A 16,959-nucleotide genomic window follows, 5' to 3' on the forward strand; every position below is an offset into this window, starting at 1 on the left:
CCCGCGCCTATGGCGTCAGGAGCGCCCGGGGGCAATCGGAAATAGCGTGCACCAGCGGCCGCGAGGCCGAATTCTCAGAAATAGCGCGCCAGCGCGAATCTGAAGCGGAGCCGGTCGTTGCGGTAATAGTCGATCGAACTGTCGATCCGCGAATAGCTCGCGCTGATCTGCGGTGAGAAGCCGAGCAGCCGCCAGCCGCGATTGCCGAGCGTCGCGCGGCCCGTATAGCGCCAGTCCTGCCGCGGATCGTAGGAGAAGAGCGGGATCGCCGCGTCGAACTTCGCGCGGCTGACGCTGCCCGAAAGGCCGAAGGTGATGCCCAGCGGCAATTCGCCGCCAAAACCTGCGATCGCGCCGATCTCGGTATTGGAATAGGCTTCGGCCTTCAGGCTGTCGCGCCGGACGAATCCGCCACCCGAGATCACCAGCGACTTCGCGATGGCGCGTTCATAGGTGATGTAGGCGCCGGTCTGCCAGCCGTCATAGGAAGGGTCGAACAATGCGTCGGTGCGGCGGCTGTCGATCTGCACGCCCATCTGGTCGCGGTCGCTCAGCCGGACCTGGAAGCCTGCCTTGGCGCCGGTCTGGCGGCTGACCACCTGACCGCCATACCAGCGCTGCGCGCCGACGCCCTGGATCGATACGCTGGCATTGGGCAGCACGCGGAATTCCACGCCGCCGGCTGCCTGCACCTGATAATCGTCATAGGACGATCCGGAATAATTGTTCCCGGCAAGGTCGAAATCGACGATCGCCGAAACCTTGTCCGCCACCGGCATGCGCACGCCGCCCGAGATCGATCCGGTTTGGCCGGTGCCCGAACGCGCCTTGGCGCGCTGGTCCAGCGTCAGGGGCAGGGGAATGCCGCCCCACAGGATCGTGACCGTATCCGAGGCCGTGGCGTTGTTGATGTTGCTGTCGGGCGCGAAGCCCAGATCGATGTCGAGCCGCCATGCGCGGCGCGCGCGGATCACGTCGCGCACCGAACGGATCGTGCGGGCCACATCCTCGGGAAGGTCGTCGTCCTGCGCGGCGATCTTGAACTGCTTGTCGGCGCTCGCGGTGTGGCCCATCGCCAGCAATTCGCGGCCCAGTTCCAGCCGGACGCGGGTCTGGCCGGGGTCGTCGCTCAGTATCTCTTTGTAGAATTCTGCGGCGGTAGCGTGATCGCCCATGCCCGCGGCCAGCATGCCGCTCAGGAAACGCGCCTCGAACTTCTTGTCGGGCACCTGAAACAGGGCGGCGACCAGCGGCCGTGCCTCGTCATAGCGGCCGGCAAGGATCAGCGTCTGGGCTTCCCCGGCCAGCTGGTCGGGGGTCAGACGCGCCTTGCACGTTTCCGCCGTGCACTGGTCGATAAGGGCCTGGGCGCCCGCCGTGGCGGGCACCAGCAGCGCCGCCAGAAAGGCGAGCGCCGCACGCATGGCGATCATTTCTTGCCCGTGAACGCGCCGAGGATGTCGATCCGCTCGTCCGGCGTGCCGCCGACGATCCGGAAGCCGCCGCCAAGCTCCTGACCATTGGGTCCGAAGAAGGCGCCGTCCATGCTCGAACCGGCAATCACGATCACGAAATCGGGCAGGCCGGGACGGACAAAGCGAGCGACCGAGAAGTTGCCGGTGAAGCCGCCCTTGTTGACCAGATCGATCGTCGCACCCGCCGTGGCGGTGAAGGTCGAACCGGCCGGCAGGTAGAAGGCGCCGCTGGTATAGGCGTCGAGCGCGGGCGCCTTCACCGTGCCGGTGAAGTTGCTGACGACGCCCAGCGTGGCGAAGTTCACGTTCGTGGTGTGCGAACCTTCGATCCACTGGAAATAGGTCGGCGCGCTGGGATCGGTGTCCAGCGCGGGGTTGAACGCCACGGTCGCGATCATTTCGCCGGTATAGGTGCCGCTGCCGGTGGTCGGCACGGCGCTGTTCGAGGTGCGCTCACCGAACACGAACGCCGCGCGATCCAGGCTGTAGGTCTGGCGCAGATACATCGGCGAGGTCGAGCTGTCCTGCTGCTCGGTCGCGCTCACCGTGTTGCGGACGAAGCCGGCATAGGTGACGTACTTCGTCGTCGTGCCGGGCTTCTGGTAGAACAGGGTCTGCGTGGTCGAGCTGTAACCAGCCGAACCGACCGGATAGTCGGACTGGGCGGCGCCCGAATTATAATAGGTGCTGCCAGCGCTCAGCCGTGCGCCGGTGCTGCTGCCAGCTTCCAGATACTGGATGTTCTTGCTGGTCGCGAGCTGCGGCACGCCGGCCTGCGGCTCCAGTGCGCCACCGAAATTGGTGCGGTGCGCCGGATCCTGGAAACGGAACGCCGGCACGCTGACATTGCCCAGCGGGCGATTGATCGTCAGTTCGAAGATCGCGTCACGCGGATTGTAGGTGACGGTGATGCCGCCGTTGCGCGCGGTGTTGGCGTCGCCGGCATAGAGCTGGCCCGACTGGCCATTGCCGTCCGATCGCGTGTTGTACTGGTAATTCTGGACCACGCCGATCGCGTCATAGGTCTTGGTTTCGGTCGGCGTTTCGAAGCTGTGGGTCGGGGTGGGCGTGCCTCCGGTGGGCGGCGCGACGCTGCCCACGGTCTGCGGCGCGCTGTCGCCTCCGCATGCGGAGAGGAGCGTCGCTACGGAGAGCGCACTCGTGATCGCCAGCAACTTGCCCATCGAACGCATCGGAAACCCCCTGAAAATCTGAAGCGGGGGTACAAGAGCTTGGTTAAGAAGAGCTTTAAGCGCGGTACGAAATTGAACGGATGAGGCGCACGGAAAGCCGTCGCGGACCGGTCACTTCGCCGGTCCGCGTGCCTGCCGCGTGTCACATATGCGTGGCGGGTTACTTGCCCCGGCGCTTCCGGTGCGTCTCAAGGTCGAGCACGGCCGAATCCGGACCTTCCGGGAAAAGTCCAAGACGGCGCGCAACTTCCTGATAAGCCTCGACTTCGCCGCCAAGATCGCGGCGGAACCGGTCCTTGTCCAGCTTCTCGCCCGAGGCGATGTCCCACAGGCGGCAACCGTCCGGACTGATCTCGTCGGCCAGGATGATGCGGGGATAATCGTTGTCCCAGATGCGGCCGAATTCGAGCTTGAAGTCGACCAGCTTGATGCCGATTCCCGCGAACAGGCCCGACATGAAGTCGTTCACGCGGATCGCCATGTCGGCCATGTCGTGCAGTTCTTCCTGCGACGCCCAGCCGAATGCGAGGATATGCTCGTCGGTGACCATCGGGTCGCCCAGTGCATCGTCCTTGAAATAATATTCGACGATCGTGCGGGGCAACTGCGTGCCTTCCTCGATCCCCAGGCGCTTCGACAGCGAGCCGGCGACGACGTTGCGCACCACCACTTCGATCGGAACGATCTCAACCTGGCGAATAAGTTGTTCGCGCATGTTCAGACGGCGAATGAAGTGCGTCGGGATGCCGATATGGCCGAGCAGCGTGAAGATATGCTCGCTGATCCGGTTGTTCAGCACGCCCTTGCCGTTGATCGTGCCCTTCTTCTGGGCGTTGAAGGCGGTCGCGTCGTCCTTGAAGTACTGGATGAGCGTGCCCGGCTCCGGACCCTCATAGAGGATCTTGGCCTTGCCTTCGTAGATTTGCCGGCGGCGTGCCATGTCGGCTGGTACCCCTGAAATGCGCTGCCACGGCGGCGCGGGTCACCGCGAGGCTGCCGGGGCAAGGAAAGGCTGGGCCTATACCGAAACGGTCCCCCCGGCGCAATCAAGCATCGCCGCCCGCCAGCAAGGTTTCGCGCTCTGCCTTCCGGCGTGCCATGCGGCGGATCCAGAGGCCCACCGGCACGCCGATCAGCACCCATGGCGTAAGATAGATCAGCATCATCAACAGGATGCGCAGCCCGGTGAGGAAACCGCCGATCGATCCGCGCAGTGCATCGAGCAACGAACCGCCTTCGCTGTCGGGAACCACCGCAGGCGGCGGCGTCACCGCGGAATAGCCGATCTCGAAATTCGACATCGCGACTCGCCCGCGCAATTCGGCCAGCCAGCCCTTGGTCTGGTCCAGTTCCTCCTGCGCCGTGGCGACGCTGCGTTCTGCCTCCACCAGTTCGCCGACCGTGCCGCGCCGCGTCCGCAATATCTCGGTCAGCCGCGACACCAGCAGCTCACGCTGGCGGATACGCGCTTCGGCGTCGACAATGTCTTTCGAGACGTCCTCGGCGGCGATGCTGGTCGCCACGGTTTTCCCGCCGCGTTGGCTGACGATCCTGCTCAACCGCTCGCCGAAGCCCTTCGCGTCGGCGCTGGCCACGCGCAGGGTGAGTTTCGCCGGGGTCTGGGTATCGCCCTCCACGCCCCGCGCCATCGCGATCAACTGGCACCGTGCGGGACCCATGCCGGTGCACAGCGCGCGGTGGGCGTCCTGAACCTCGGCCAGCCTGTCACCCGCCAGGCGGAAGCCCAGGCGATAGGTATAGGCCAGACTGGGCAGCTTGACCTCGATCGGCGCGGCGTCGGTGGGCGCTGGTGGCGACGGCAGGTCCGCCGGGGGTGGCGCCTCATAGGAGGGCGCCATCACGCTCAGCGCCGCCGTTTCTGCAACCGCCGTTCGAGGTGGTGCGGGCGGCAGCGATGCGAGGATCACCGCGCCGAAGATTGCCACCGCCAGCAATGCGGCTCCGATTGGGAGGCCTCGCTTGCGCCACGCTATCGCCATGCTACCTCTCCCCGTTTATGTAACGATATAATATCACATAAACAGGTCAAAGCAATGGCCCGGCCTTTCGGGCGCGGGCCATTGCCGGATTACTGATGTTCGGGCTGCCGGTCTTCGTCGCGATTGAACCAGCGCTGGATCAGGTTGCGATTGTCGTCGCGATCGTCATGCGCAGGGGCGGCGGGGGCATAGCCTTCCTCCTCCTCGCGATCGCGCGGCATCACGCCACCACGACCATGGACGACCCAACGCAGCACGATGATGATCAGGATCAGCGCCAGCAGCCACGGTCCGACCGAGCCGAGCACGATCAGCACGCGAGACAGTGAATCTTCCAGCGTCGCGCCGGCATTGCGGAAATTGGCGTCGGCGCTACCCAAGCCGTTCAGTGCGTTGCTCGATTCATAGGTGATCAGCACCGGCGCGGTGGCGAGCGAGGCGCCCTGGCTGGCCTCGACTTCGGCAATCGCCTCCAGCGCGGTCTCGTAGCGTGCGACGCGCGTCTTCGCCGCAGCGGCATCCGGCGAGTTGGAACCCGCGGCGCTCTGGGCGTTCTTCAGCTGGTCGCGCAGGCGGCTGACCACTGCGGCGCTGCGTGCGGCCGAGGTCGAATCGGCCCCGGTGATTTCGGTATCGACAAGCAGGCCGCCGGTCCCGGTCACCGACTTGGTGACCGCCTCGCCATAGTTGCGCGCGATCACCGGATCGACCTTCAGGGTCAGCACGGCGCGGATCTGGTTGCTGTTGCTCACCTGATACCGCATCGCGATGATCCGGCACCGCGTCGGCCCCAGCTTGTCGCAGGCATCGGCATTGGATTGCAGGACCGGTTTCACCTTGTCGCCCTGCAGGCGGAAGGCATAGCGATAGTCGAACCCGCTGCCGCTGCGTCCCACGGTATCGATGCCGTCGGAAGCCGACACCTCCATCGCAGCCTGCTTGGCGGCCTCGCCGGTCTTGGACGGCGCCTCACAGCCCGCCACCATCAACAACGCCACCAATGCCGCAACGACTCGCATCGATATCCTCCCTGGAACGCGCGAGATTTAGCCGAGATTCGGTGAAGCCCCAACTCTGCCTTAACCATTCTGTTCCGTTTCGGGAACGAGGGCGGGGATCGATCAGCCCAGCTTCTCGGATGGACATGAAAAAGCGGGCGGCGATCAGGGACGCCGCCCGCTGCTCACCGGTTCCGCCATATAGGGGTCAGCGGTTACCGGCGAGAGTCACGTTGCGTGCGCGGGCAGAGGCGATCGCCTTGTCCCGCTGCGCCGAGATGTTGCGCATCGCCGTCCTGCGGCACAGTTCCACCGAATGCGCGTCGGACAGCAGGTTGCTGCGGGCTGTGGGGCAGGCGAGGTGCACCGCGCGCTTGATGCGCCGGTCGAGCTCCGCGATGCCTTCGGCGTGATTCAGGTTCAGATCGGCATAGGCGACGCGTACGCCGGGTACGGGATCGTTGGGTGCCGCGACGGCCAGCGCCGCAATCGAAATCAGGGTGGCGATCATGCGTGTTACTCCGGTTTCTGCCCTGTCGGGCGACGCCGCCCAGATGCGCCGTGGGCGAACAAAGCGCCAACAAATCGTTGGACATGAGAAACAAGTGTGACTTATGAATTGGCGATGCGCAGACTACCTCCGCTCGCCGCCGTACGCGTGTTCGAAGCCGCGGCTCGTCACGGCAATTTCACCCGCGCTGCCGAGGAACTGGGCATGACCCAGGCCGCGGTCAGCTATCAGATGAAGCTGCTGGAGGAGCGTCTGGGCGCACCTTTGTTCGCGCGCAGCGGCCGCGGGATCGCGCTTACCGATCATGGCCGCCGCATCGCGCCACAGGTGACCTCGGCATTCGATACGATGGGCGAGGCGTTCGGATCGGTCCGCGCCGAGAGCGAAGGCGTGCTGACGATCAGCGCGCCGCGCACCTTCGCCACCAATTGGCTGGCGGCGCGGATCGGCAGCTTCCAGATGGCGCGTCCCGAATTGGCGGTGCGCATGCATGTCGGCGACGAGATCGTCGATCTGGCCGCCGGCGATGCAGACATGGGCATTCGCGGCGCGCCTGCGCCATGGCCCGGCCTTGAGTCGCATTTCGTGATGGGTATGCCGGTCATGCCGATGGCCAGCCCCGCATTGCTCGCCGCGCACCCGCCGGTTCTCGAGGCTGCGGATGTGCTGAAGCTGCCGCGCCTGTCGCCCGACGATGACTGGTGGGATTTGTGGATCGAATCCGCGGTGGCGGGCATGCCGGAGAGCCGCTCGGCGCCGTCGATCCGCTTCGAATCGCAAATACTCGACGGCAGCGCGGCGATCGCAGGGCATGGCGTGGCGATCCTCAGCCCGCCCATGTGGCAGACCGCGATCGACGCCGGCCAGCTCGTCGAGGTCCATCCGCACTTCGTCAATTATCGCAACGGCTTCTGGCTGGTCTATCCCGAGAACAAGCGTGGCCTGGCCAAGATCCGCGCGTTTCGCGAATGGCTGCTGCCCGAAGCGCGTCTGGCGCTGGGCAACGATCCCTATGGCGCGCTGGTGCCGCCGGGACAGCCTTCGAAGTGACGTGTCAGCAGCGCGGTCCACGCCGCGTCGCCTGCCGGTTCCTCGCCGATCAGCTTCAGCCGGAAATCGCGGTAATTGTCGTGATTGGGACGGCCCCATTGCACGTCGACGATATAGCCGGATCGCGCATCGACCCATAAAGGCCCGCCGCCCTTGTCGCCGAACGCGGGTCCGCTGACGTCAAAGCGCAATGTGTTGCGGTCCAGATGCCGCTCGATCCCCACGAACCGCGCCGTTGCTTCGCCCGTCCAGATCAGCGGGGAGGGGCTACCCGGCCATACCAGCGCCATGCCGAATCCGAAGCTCTTGCGCGATCCCGGTTGCGCCTGCATCGCCGCCGCCAGCGTGCCGAGGTCATAGTCGTAGAGATGCCACGGCCGCATCGGCACATCGAGCGCCAGCTTCGTCGGCGGATTGCCCGCGATGGTTGCGTCGATCCGCTTCTTCGCCGGATCGAACACCATCTCGGCATAGGCCTGACTCTTCGCGCCTGGCTCCAGCCGCGCCGCGACCAGCTTCGTCGCCTCACCCGTCTCCGGATCGATCGTCGCGGTCACCAGCGCCGAACGCGTGCAGCGCTCGACCATCTTGTAGACGACAACCCGATCCTCCGCCGCACGGTGCATATAGATCTGCTCCGGCTCGCTGCCGTCGCGATTGGTGCGCTCGTAATGGAAGGTGCGGCCGACCGGTGATGGCTGGGCCGTGGCGGTTCCGGCCATCAGCAGGCAAGACGCTGTGAGTGCGAACCGCATCGCGACCTCCATGTGATTTACTAAACTAATACACTAGTATTTTCGTCACCGCCTCGCAACTCGCGAAAAGCGCTGCTATCGAGAACATAATGGCACTCGATACCGATCTTAACGAACCCGCTGGCTCGTCCGACGTTCCCTTCGATAGCGCGCTTTCCGAGCGCTATCTCGTCTACGCCATGTCGACGATCACTGCGCGTTCGCTGCCGGACGTGCGCGACGGGCTGAAGCCGGTCCATCGTCGCCTGCTCTGGGCGATGCGGCTGCTGCGGCTCGATCCGGCGCAGGGGTATAAGAAGTGTGCGCGCGTCGTCGGCGACGTGATCGGCAAATACCATCCGCATGGCGACCAGTCGGTCTATGACGCGATGGTCCGCCTCGCCCAGACCTTCTCGCTGCGCTACCCGCTGGTCGACGGGCAGGGCAATTTCGGCAACATCGACGGCGATAACGCCGCGGCCTATCGTTATACCGAGGCCCGGCTGACCCAGGTCGCGATCGACCTGATGGACGGCCTGGACGAGAACGCCACCGATTTCCGCCCGACCTATAATGGCGAAGAGGAAGAGCCGGAGCTGTTCCCCGGCATGTTCCCCAATCTGCTCGCCAATGGTGCCGCCGGCATCGCGGTGGGCATGGCGACGTCGATCCCGCCGCACAATGCTGCCGAACTGCTAGACGCTGCGGTCGCGCTGATCGACAATCCGCAGGCGAACGTCCTCGATTATGTGAAAGGCCCCGATTTCCCAACCGGCGGCATCGTCGCCGACAGCTCACTCGCCATCGCCGAGGCATACAATACCGGCCGCGGCAGCTTCCGCGTTCGCGCGCGGATCGAGAAGGTGATCGAGAAGGGCGGCGGTTGGCACCTGGTCGTCTCGGAAATCCCCTACGGGGTGCAGAAGGGCAAGCTGATCGAGGGCATTGCCGAACTGATCAACGAGAAGAAGCTGCCGATCCTGGGCGATGTCCGCGACGAATCCGCCGAGGATATCCGCGTCGTCATCGAACCGCGCAGCCGCACGGTGAATGCCGAGGATCTGATCCACAGCCTCTATCGCATGTCGGACCTCGAAGTCCGCGTGCCGCTCAACCTCAACGTGCTCGACAAGAACCGCACGCCGCGGGTGATGAGCCTGCGCGATGCGCTGGCCGCCTGGGTCGAGCATCAGTTCGTGGTGCTGCGCCGCAAGTCCGAGCATCGGCTGGCCAAGATCGCGGACCGGCTCGAACTGGTCGGCGGCTACATTATTGCCTTCCTCAATCTCGACCGGGTGATCGAGATCATCCGCACCGAGGACGAGCCCAAGCCGGTGATGATCGCCGAGTTCCAGCTGACCGACCGTCAGGCCGAAGCCATCCTCAACATGCGCCTGCGTTCGCTGCGCAAGCTCGAGGAAATGGAGCTTCGCCGCGAGAAGGAGGGGCTGGAGAAGGAACAGGCCGAACTGGAGCTGCTCCTCTCGTCCGATGCGCGCCAGCGCACCCGGATGAAGCGCGACCTCGGCAAGATCCGCGACCGCTACGGCCCCGAGACTTTGCTCGGAAAGCGCCGCACCAGCATCGAGGAGGCCGCACCCGCACGCGAAATCCCGCTCGAGGCGATGATCGAGCGCGAGCCGATCACCGTCATCCTGTCGCAGCGCGGCTGGATCCGCGCGATGAAGGGGCATGTCGAGGAGCTTGGCGGCGATGCGCTGAAGTTCAAGGAAGGCGACGGCCCGTTCCTCGCCTTCCACGCCCAGACGACCGACAAGCTGCTCCTCGCCGCCGATAATGGCCGATTCTATACGCTGGGTGCCGACAAGCTGCCCGGCGGGCGCGGTTTCGGCGAGCCGGTGCGGCTGATGATCGACCTTGAGGGCGAGCGTCAGATCGTCACCCTGCTGCCCGCCAACGCCGCCGCGAAGCTGCTTGTGGCCGCGACCGACGGCCGCGGCTTCATCGTGAAGAGCGAAGACGTCATCGCCGAGACCCGCAAGGGCAAGCAGGTCGTCACGCCGCGTCCCGGCGCCCATCTCAAGCTGGTCAAGCCGATCGCGGCCGATGACGATGCGGTTGCCGCCATCGGCGACAATCGCAAATTGCTGGTCTTTCCGCTCTCCGAAGTCGCCGAAATGGCACGCGGGCAGGGTGTCCAGTTGCAGCGCTATCGCGATGGTGGCCTGTCCGATGTGCGGACCTTCCGCATGGTGGACGGGCTCAGCTGGGCGATGGGCGGCGATTCGGGCCGGACGCGCTCGGAAACCGATCTCACGCCCTGGCGTGCAGCCCGGGGCGCGGCCGGCCGAATGCCGCCTACCGGCTTCCCGCGCGACAACAAGTTCTGACACCGTTCTCCCGGCCCACGCCGGAATCGCGCTAACTGCCCATTACGGCTGCGAAATAAGCCGTGCTTCAGAGCGTCTTAACTAATCCGGGTTAGCCACGTTCGCGATGGTGCCGAACAAGCGGAACTCAGATGCGGAAAAGGCCCCGCCGGAACAACCGGTGGGAGCGGATGTGCTCGCGTGCGGCCCAGCCGCCAGCGCCGCGGTTCTGGACCTCATGCCGATCCCCGCCGCGGTGATCGAACAGCGCGGCCGTGACTTCCAGTTCGAAGCCGTAAACCGCCCGTTTCGCCTCGCCGGACTGGGCACGATCGCTTCCGAATCGCCCGTCGTCCGCCTGCTCGGCCCGCACCTGCGCCGCTTCTTCGAATCGGACCACACGCATCAGGAGATCAACTGGCAGTTCGGCGACGAAGTCGATTGCCGCTATTTCCGCGTCACCTTCGCCCGTCGCGCCAATGTCCGCGGCCTCGATCGCGCGCTGGTCAGCCTGATCGACCAGACCGCCGAACTGCGCACCGAACAGTCGCTCCGCCGCGAGATGATGACCGACAGCCTCACCGGGCTGCCCAATCGTGCGGGCTTCAGCGACGAAGTCGAAGCCGCGATCGGTCCGGAGACTGCGGCCGATTATGCCGTGCTGGTGGTCAATCTCGATCGCTTCAGCCGGGTCAACGCCTGCATGGGCGGCCTTGCCGGCGACGAACTGCTGATCTCGGTCGCCCGCCGCCTGAAGGGCGCGCTGCGCGGCCGCGACGTGCTTGCCCGCCTCAATGGCGACGAGTTCGGCGTGCTGCTCGCGCTCGATGATGGCCCCAATGACGCGCTCCATGTCGCCAAGCGTATCCAGGCCGCGCTCGCCAATCCGTTCCGACTGTCGGACTTCGAGATCCGCGTCGATTGCGCCATCGGCATCGCACTCGGTTCGGACAATGACGGCGACAGCGAGGATCTGGTCCGCAACGCCCAGTTCGCGGTGAAGCGCTCCAAGCAATCGAGCCGCACCGAAACCTATCAGACTCGCGCCTTCGACATCGCCCGCGAACAGTTCGGCATGGAGACCGAGCTGCGCCGCGCGATCGAGGAAGGGGCATTGTCGCTCTATTTCCAGCCGATCTGCGATCTCGCCAGCGGCCGCATCACTTCGTTCGAAGCGCTTGCCCGCTGGACCAACGAGGACGGCGTCAGCCTCTCGCCCAACGAGTTCATCCCGGTCGCCGAGGAATCGGGCCTGATCGTGCCGCTCGGCCGCTGGGCGATGGACGAGGCCGCGCGCACGCTGGCGTCATGGGACGTCGAAGCGGGCGGCGATTGCGGCGTGAAGGTCGCGGTCAATCTCTCGGCGATCCAACTCCAGCGCGATCAGATCCCCACCATGGTCCGCGCCGCGCTCGACCGGCACGGCATCGACGGCACCCGCCTCACGCTGGAACTCACCGAAAGCGCCATCGTCACCGATCCGGACCGCATCGCCCAGACGATGCGCGCGCTGAAGGATCTCGGCGCCACGCTGGCGATGGACGATTTCGGCACCGGCTATTCGAACCTGGCCTATCTGCAGAAGCTGCCGATCGACCTGCTCAAGATCGACCGCAGCTTCGTGTCGGGCATGCTGGCCGATCGCGACAAGATCGCCATCGTCCGCGCCATCCTGTCACTGGCCCAGGCGCTGGGGATGCAGACGACGGCCGAGGGCATCGAGACCAACGAACTGGCCCAGACTCTCGCGGCGCTCGGCTGCACCTATGGCCAGGGCTTCCTCTACGCCCGCCCGCTCGAAGAGAGCGAAGCGTTCCGCCTGATCGATCAGCGCAACGCCTGAGTTACCTGCGCATCGGCGATTTCCGCGACCCGCGCCGCATCGGGGAAACCTTCCGCGATCCATTGATCCTCGACAGTGCGCAGCACACGCGCGACGTCCGGACCCTTGCTCAGCCCGCGCTCGACCAGCGCACCGCCGGTGATCGGCAGCTTTGGCGGGTCCCACATCTTGATCTGTGCGATCAGGGCGGGGCCATCCTCGCGCATCACCAGCAGGTCGAACGCATGCTCGCGGCCGATGCGATAGCTCAGCTCGTACGACGAACCGAACGCGTGCGGCGCAATCGCCGAGGCCAGTTGCTTGCGCTGGGCCTTGGACAGTTTCAGCCGCGCACCCACCACATCGTTGATTTTCGCATCCGCCGGCAACAGCGCCGCGAGGCGCCGGATCGCATCGGCGGGCAGCTCCGCAGCGGCTTCGTTCGCCGCGGCCTTCGCCAGCCGGTCGACACCAGCCATATCGATCTCCGGCACCACCGGAAGCAGGATGCCGCGCTCGATCATCAGCCGCATCACCGCCACCGCATCCTTCGCGACCAGCAGCTTGAGCAGTTCATCGGCGATCCGCTCGCGGCTCAGTGCCATCAGGTCCTTCGCCCGCGTTTCGCATGCGGCAAGCCCCTCGGCATCCGGCTCGCTGCCGAACCGCGCCAGAAAACGGAAGAAGCGCAGGATTCGCAGATGATCCTCGGCGATTCGCTGCAACGGATCGCCGATGAAGCGCACCCGGCGCGCTTCGAGGTCGTCCAACCCGCCGAAATAATCGTAAATCTGTCCCGAAATGGGATCAGCATAGAGCGCGTTCATCGTGAAGTCGCGCCGCGCTGCATCCTCGCGCCAGTCGTTCGTAAACGCGACCGTCGCGTGCCGCCCGTCGGTCGAGACGTCGCGGCGCAGCGTGGTCACTTCCACCGGTCCGCTCTCCAGCACTGCGGTGATCGTGCCATGCGCGATGCCGGTCGGAACGACGCGGATGCCGGCTTCCTTCAGCATGTCCATCGCCAGTTCGGGCGCATGCGGTGTCGCGATGTCGATATCGGCGACAGGGATCCCCAGCAGCGTGTCGCGCACTGCGCCGCCCACATATCGCGCCGGAGTCAGCACGCGCGCCAGCCCGGCCAGGCCGGGCCGGTCCTGCCAGTCGGCATGGGGAAGAATGGTCACGCGGTCCATTGCAGGCGTCTCGAAAGGTTGACGATCATTGCCGCGGTCGCGCCCCAGATGCGGCGGCCCTCCCACGGTATCTCGTAATAGCGGCGCTCAAGGCCCTGATAGAAGGCGGTGCCTTCGCTGTGATTGGCCGGATCGAGCAGGAAGCTGAGCGGCACTTCGAACACATCGGCCACTTCGGCTTCGGCCGGGACCAGCGCGATATCGGGCGCCACCACGCCAATGACCGGGGTCACGCAATAGCCGGTGATGGTGCGATAGCGATCCGAGGTGCCCACCACCTGCACCTGAGCGCGGGGCAGGGCGATTTCCTCCTCCGCCTCGCGCAGCGCAGCGGCGATGGGGCCATCATCCTCGGGATCGATCCGACCGCCGGGAAAGGCGACCTGCCCGGCATGACGTCTCATGTTCGCGTTGCGCTGGGTCAGGATCACACCGGGATCGGCGCGGTCGGTCACCGCCACCAGCACTGCGGCGGGATGGGTCGCCGCATCGGGATCGAAGTCGTGATGGTCCCCGGTCAGCAGGATCGGCTCATGCTGCGTCTCCAGCGCCGCGCGCAGGCGTTCGGCCAGCGTCATTGCACCGGCTCGAGCGCGAAGAAGGCACCATCGCTCCACACGCCGGGCGGCTCGCTGCCGTTCGAAAGCGCGATCTGCGCCAGCTCGTAATAGACGCTGCGGCTCACCAGTGCTTCCAGCCCGCCGCGCACGTGCAGATAGGGGCGGGGGCCGCCCTCCGCATTGCCCTCGAACCGGATCGCATGCTCCGGCCCGGCGGTGACGAGGTCGTCGGTGTTGAGCCGGAAGGCCAGCCGCATGCGCTCGCCTTCGCCCTCGGCCTTCAGCTCAACGGCTTGAAAAGGCGCGTCTTCTACTTCGATGTCCAGTTTTTCGACCGGGGTCACCAGCACGAACGACCCGTCCGCCTCGCGCCGCAGGATCGTCGAGAATAGCTTCACCATCGCGACGCGGCCGATCGGCGAACCCTGATGGAACCAGGTGCCGTCGCGCGCGATCCGCATGTCGCTGTGCCCGCAATGGGTCGGGTTCCATTTCTCGACCGGGGGCAGCTTCTTCTCGGCCACCAAGCGCGCGATCTCGGCGAGCGACAGGTTCGCGAAATCGGGGGGAGGGGGCTTCGGCATCGCGGAGTCGTTAGGCCAGCGCGCGCGTGAGCGCAAAGCCGACGCCCATCCGGTCAGGCAGGCTGCAGGATTCGCGGTCCGAGTTCGCCGGCGCAATCAGGCACATTCGGTCCCTTTGCCAGCAGCCGCCGCGCTTCGAACGGTCCCGGCAGGCGCCATGCGCCGGTGCGGTCCGCGGTGAAGCCGAAGAAGCGGCCATAATATTCGGGATCGCCGATCAACATCAGCGAATCGCCCTCCGGCACGGCTTCGAGCATGCGGTCCATCAGCGCGCGGCCGATGCCGCTCTGCTGGAGTTCCGGCTCGACCGCGACCGGGCCGACCATCACCAGCGGCCGCGAATCGCCCGAATCACAGGCGATCAACACCGGCCAGCACTGGATCGTGCCCGCCAGGCTGCCATCCGCGGCGATCGCGGCGAAGCTCAGTTCGGGAATGGCTTCGGTGCCGGTCCGGATGCGATACGCGGTGCGCGCACGTCGCTCGGCGCCGAAAGCATGGTCGAGCAACGTCTCGACAGCCTGCGGGTCAACCTGGGCAAGCGGCACCAATGCGATCACTTCGAACCATCCTCCATCATATGCGGGGCGGGCGCTTTAGACCCGTGCGCACCTGACGCAAGGCTGAATCGCCTTTCCCCCTGTCCCGCTTCTGCTATTGGCGCGGCCAGTTTTTCCGAAGGGCAGTTGCTTGAACGACCTCCTCCAGCTCCAGGTTCACGATCTCGAAGTCCAGGTTCTGACCGGCATCTATTCCGAGGAAACGCACCTGCCACAGCCGGTGCGTATCTCGATTACGGTCGATATCGCGCTGCCCGAGCGGTTCGCGCCGGATACGCCGCTCAGTGCTTCGAAAAGCTATATGGACATCAAGCATGCGGCGACCACCGCATTGCCCGAGGGTGTGCATTTCACCCTAATCGAGGGTGTCGCCGAGCATATCTGCGACACGCTGTTCGTGTCCGATTCGCGGGTTCGCCGGGTCGAAGTGAAGATCGTAAAGCTCGCCATTGCCGAAGGCGGCGAGTCGATCGGCATCACTCTGGTGCGGAATCGCCGCTGAAACCGCTCGGGATCATTGCGTTCTGAGCATCGCCGCAGCCACGCGCCGACGCGAATCGGCTCAGGCGCAGGGACCCAGTTCGCGACGGACAAGGGCATAGTCCTCTGCCGCGATTCGCGCGTCCGCCGGATCCTCCGATTCGATCGCCGAAGCCGGAAGCTGCGCCGGCAATCCGCACGCAAGACGGTACCACAGCAGCGTATTCTTGGGTGGCGCACCCGCCGATTCGTCGATGAAATCGCCGGTCGAGACCGACCAGCTCGGCCGCTGGCCCGGGCGGCGCAGGATCTGCAGTGAAATCTGGCTGCCCGTGCTGGTCAGCAGGAATATCTGCGTTTCGCCTTCGCCGGGCAGCGATCCCTGCACGTGGAAGGCGTTCCCCACGCTGGAAATTGCGGCCGGCGCATCGGTCGCCAGCACCTCGCGGGTGATGCCGCGAATCTGCGAATCGAGCTCGGCCAGCCACAGGCGCTGACCGTCCGCGCCGGTCAGTTGCACCTGATCGGGTGCCGCGGAAATCGGCCGTGCGAACAGCAATACGCGCTGCTTCTTCAGCTTGGGCACGCGGCCCCGCGAATCGAGCGGCACGTCGGCAAGGTAGGAAATGCGGGCAGGAACCGCGGATTTCCCGCGAATCAGCGTCAGCACATCGGCTTCGACATAGAAACGCGCACGTCCGGGCGCGAGGCCGGTCGCCTGCGCATCCTTCACCCGGCTCGCGCTGCGGATCCGCGCGTCGATGATCAGCGGCGCCGCGATAACTTGGCGCGCCAAGGTCGCGTAACTAGGCAGAATTGGCGCGGCCTGAGCGGCGGCTGGCGGGGTCTGGGCGGCGGCCGGTACGGTGGCGATGAGCGCCGCCGCGCAACAAAACAGGTGTGCGGGGATACGGTTCATGCCTGCTTCGTTACCGGAATGTGCCGTTCTTAAACAGAAATAATTCTGCCTCACATGCAGGGTAGGTCGTAAATGTCCGACAAAGGGTTTGCGTCGTTCGGGGCAGGACGATAGAGACTCGCGCTCTGCCGATGGACGCACAGAGCGCAAGGCGGGCGAGCCCGTGTGCGAACTATACCGCGTACGGGGTCGCGAAACGGGATAGAGGAGTGACGGTGCCGAATGGCTTACGCTGACCGGAATGCAAGTGGCAGCCGAATGGTCGCGATCGTTATGGTCGCGCTCATCGTTGCTGGCCTGGGCTACGTCTTCGTCACTGGACTGGCCTATCAATATATCAAGAAGAAGGCTGAGCAGCTGGATGTCTTCGATGTGAAGGATCCGCCGCCTCCGCCTGAGGAGGTTCCGCCTCCTCCGCCGCCGCCTGATCAGGCTGTGCCGCCGCCGCCGACCCAGACTTATGCGCCGCCGGTGCAGAGCCCGGTCCCGAGCCCGAACACCATGTCGGTCTCGCCCGAGCCGCCGCCCCCGCCGCCCACGAGTCCGCCTG

General features: G+C 65.5%; 16 protein-coding genes and 1 pseudogene. 5 read left to right on the forward strand and 12 right to left on the reverse strand.

Translation table 11 applies throughout. The features are described 5' to 3' along the window. Positions 1 to 74: 74 nt before the first annotated feature. The 6 genes from P1X14_RS10500 to P1X14_RS10525 all read right to left on the reverse strand — a co-directional run bounded on the left by P1X14_RS10500 (position 75) and on the right by P1X14_RS10525 (position 6,177). The gene (locus tag P1X14_RS10500; protein ID WP_277315306.1) at positions 75 to 1,433 is read right to left on the reverse strand and encodes a surface lipoprotein assembly modifier; all 1,359 of its coding nucleotides are present in this window, start codon (positions 1,431 to 1,433) and stop codon (positions 75 to 77) included. Then, complete coding sequence (locus P1X14_RS10505) at positions 1,430 to 2,668, reverse strand: transferrin-binding protein-like solute binding protein (protein ID WP_277315307.1); 1,239 nt, start codon at positions 2,666 to 2,668, stop codon at positions 1,430 to 1,432. Before P1X14_RS10505 ends, P1X14_RS10500 begins: the two co-directional genes overlap by 4 nt. 160 nt (positions 2,669 to 2,828) lie before the next feature. Beyond that, complete coding sequence (gene purC / locus P1X14_RS10510; protein WP_277315308.1) at positions 2,829 to 3,608, reverse strand: phosphoribosylaminoimidazolesuccinocarboxamide synthase; 780 nt, start codon at positions 3,606 to 3,608, stop codon at positions 2,829 to 2,831. A gap of 106 nt (positions 3,609 to 3,714) precedes the next feature. Beyond that, positions 3,715 to 4,614, reverse strand: a complete 900-nt coding sequence (locus P1X14_RS10515) for a DUF4349 domain-containing protein (RefSeq protein ID WP_277315324.1) — start codon at positions 4,612 to 4,614, stop codon at positions 3,715 to 3,717. Between the two features lie 143 nt (positions 4,615 to 4,757). Continuing rightward, entirely contained in the window at positions 4,758 to 5,687 is a 930-nt protein-coding gene (locus P1X14_RS10520) for a hypothetical protein (protein ID WP_277315309.1), read from the reverse strand. 187 nt (positions 5,688 to 5,874) lie between these two features. Beyond that, positions 5,875 to 6,177: a UrcA family protein gene (locus P1X14_RS10525; RefSeq protein WP_277315310.1), complete on the reverse strand. Its 303-nt coding sequence runs from the start codon at positions 6,175 to 6,177 to the stop codon at positions 5,875 to 5,877. A 114-nt stretch (positions 6,178 to 6,291) separates the two neighbouring features. On the opposite strand from P1X14_RS10525, the gene P1X14_RS10530 reads away from it, so the two are divergent. After that, positions 6,292 to 7,227, forward strand: a complete 936-nt coding sequence (locus P1X14_RS10530; protein WP_277315311.1) for a LysR substrate-binding domain-containing protein — start codon at positions 6,292 to 6,294, stop codon at positions 7,225 to 7,227. On the opposite strand, the gene P1X14_RS10535 is transcribed toward P1X14_RS10530, so the two are convergent. Beyond that, positions 7,188 to 7,982 carry a hypothetical protein gene (locus P1X14_RS10535; protein WP_277315312.1) on the reverse strand — a complete coding sequence of 265 codons (795 nt, stop codon included), beginning with the start codon at positions 7,980 to 7,982 and terminating at the stop codon, positions 7,188 to 7,190. The genes P1X14_RS10530 and P1X14_RS10535 overlap by 40 nt on opposite strands. An 89-nt stretch (positions 7,983 to 8,071) precedes the next feature. Between P1X14_RS10535 and parC the strand changes: the two genes are divergently transcribed. Continuing rightward, positions 8,072 to 10,312, forward strand: coding sequence for a DNA topoisomerase IV subunit A (gene parC, locus P1X14_RS10540; RefSeq protein WP_277315313.1), 2,241 nt, complete (start codon positions 8,072 to 8,074; stop codon positions 10,310 to 10,312). Positions 10,313 to 10,529: 217 nt separating this feature from the next. Next, a complete protein-coding gene (locus P1X14_RS10545; RefSeq protein ID WP_277315325.1) occupies positions 10,530 to 12,134 on the forward strand; it encodes a bifunctional diguanylate cyclase/phosphodiesterase in 1,605 nt (534 codons plus the stop codon). On the opposite strand, the gene P1X14_RS10550 is transcribed toward P1X14_RS10545, so the two are convergent. Genes P1X14_RS10550 through P1X14_RS10565 form a run of 4 tightly spaced genes read right to left on the reverse strand, consistent with a single transcriptional unit; the run spans position 12,119 to position 15,010 of the window. Then, complete coding sequence (locus P1X14_RS10550) at positions 12,119 to 13,306, reverse strand: CCA tRNA nucleotidyltransferase (RefSeq protein WP_277315314.1); 1,188 nt, start codon at positions 13,304 to 13,306, stop codon at positions 12,119 to 12,121. The two genes, P1X14_RS10545 and P1X14_RS10550, sit on opposite strands and share 16 nt — an antisense overlap. Beyond that, positions 13,294 to 13,884 carry a CoA pyrophosphatase gene (locus P1X14_RS10555; RefSeq protein ID WP_277315315.1) on the reverse strand — a complete coding sequence of 197 codons (591 nt, stop codon included), beginning with the start codon at positions 13,882 to 13,884 and terminating at the stop codon, positions 13,294 to 13,296. The genes P1X14_RS10550 and P1X14_RS10555 overlap by 13 nt, the downstream gene beginning before the upstream one ends. Continuing rightward, positions 13,881 to 14,450 carry a DUF1285 domain-containing protein gene (locus P1X14_RS10560; protein ID WP_277315317.1) on the reverse strand — a complete coding sequence of 190 codons (570 nt, stop codon included), beginning with the start codon at positions 14,448 to 14,450 and terminating at the stop codon, positions 13,881 to 13,883. The genes P1X14_RS10555 and P1X14_RS10560 overlap by 4 nt, the downstream gene beginning before the upstream one ends. A gap of 53 nt (positions 14,451 to 14,503) precedes the next feature. After that, complete coding sequence (locus P1X14_RS10565; protein ID WP_277315319.1) at positions 14,504 to 15,010, reverse strand: N-acetyltransferase; 507 nt, start codon at positions 15,008 to 15,010, stop codon at positions 14,504 to 14,506. Between the two features lie 130 nt (positions 15,011 to 15,140). Between P1X14_RS10565 and P1X14_RS10570 the strand changes: the two genes are divergently transcribed. Then, a complete protein-coding gene (locus P1X14_RS10570) occupies positions 15,141 to 15,512 on the forward strand; it encodes a dihydroneopterin aldolase (protein ID WP_277315320.1) in 372 nt (123 codons plus the stop codon). Between the two features lie 60 nt (positions 15,513 to 15,572). On the opposite strand, the gene P1X14_RS10575 is transcribed toward P1X14_RS10570, so the two are convergent. Then, on the reverse strand, positions 15,573 to 16,286 hold the full coding sequence (locus tag P1X14_RS10575; protein WP_277315321.1) for a hypothetical protein: 714 nt from the start codon (positions 16,284 to 16,286) through the stop codon (positions 15,573 to 15,575). 345 nt (positions 16,287 to 16,631) lie between these two features. Between P1X14_RS10575 and P1X14_RS10580 the strand changes: the two are divergent. Beyond that, positions 16,632 to 16,959 (forward strand): annotated as a pseudogene (locus tag P1X14_RS10580) (energy transducer TonB); the annotation flags it as partial.

This window comes from Sphingomonas sp. AOB5, from assembly GCF_029433115.1.
GTDB lineage: Bacteria > Pseudomonadota > Alphaproteobacteria > Sphingomonadales > Sphingomonadaceae > Sphingomonas.

Coding starts and splice junctions, on each gene's coding strand:
- P1X14_RS10535 (WP_277315312.1), bottom strand. CDS start 7,982: ATGCGGTTCGCACTCACAGCGTCTTGCCTGCTGATGGCCGGAACCGCC.
- parC (WP_277315313.1), top strand. CDS start 8,072: ATGGCACTCGATACCGATCTTAACGAACCCGCTGGCTCGTCCGACGTT.
- P1X14_RS10520 (WP_277315309.1), bottom strand. CDS start 5,687: ATGCGAGTCGTTGCGGCATTGGTGGCGTTGTTGATGGTGGCGGGCTGT.
- P1X14_RS10525 (WP_277315310.1), bottom strand. CDS start 6,177: ATGATCGCCACCCTGATTTCGATTGCGGCGCTGGCCGTCGCGGCACCC.
- P1X14_RS10550 (WP_277315314.1), bottom strand. CDS start 13,306: ATGGACCGCGTGACCATTCTTCCCCATGCCGACTGGCAGGACCGGCCC.
- purC (WP_277315308.1), bottom strand. CDS start 3,608: ATGGCACGCCGCCGGCAAATCTACGAAGGCAAGGCCAAGATCCTCTAT.
- P1X14_RS10505 (WP_277315307.1), bottom strand. CDS start 2,668: ATGCGTTCGATGGGCAAGTTGCTGGCGATCACGAGTGCGCTCTCCGTA.
- P1X14_RS10530 (WP_277315311.1), top strand. CDS start 6,292: ATGCGCAGACTACCTCCGCTCGCCGCCGTACGCGTGTTCGAAGCCGCG.
- P1X14_RS10500 (WP_277315306.1), bottom strand. CDS start 1,433: ATGATCGCCATGCGTGCGGCGCTCGCCTTTCTGGCGGCGCTGCTGGTG.
- P1X14_RS10555 (WP_277315315.1), bottom strand. CDS start 13,884: ATGACGCTGGCCGAACGCCTGCGCGCGGCGCTGGAGACGCAGCATGAG.
- P1X14_RS10560 (WP_277315317.1), bottom strand. CDS start 14,450: ATGCCGAAGCCCCCTCCCCCCGATTTCGCGAACCTGTCGCTCGCCGAG.
- P1X14_RS10545 (WP_277315325.1), top strand. CDS start 10,530: ATGCCGATCCCCGCCGCGGTGATCGAACAGCGCGGCCGTGACTTCCAG.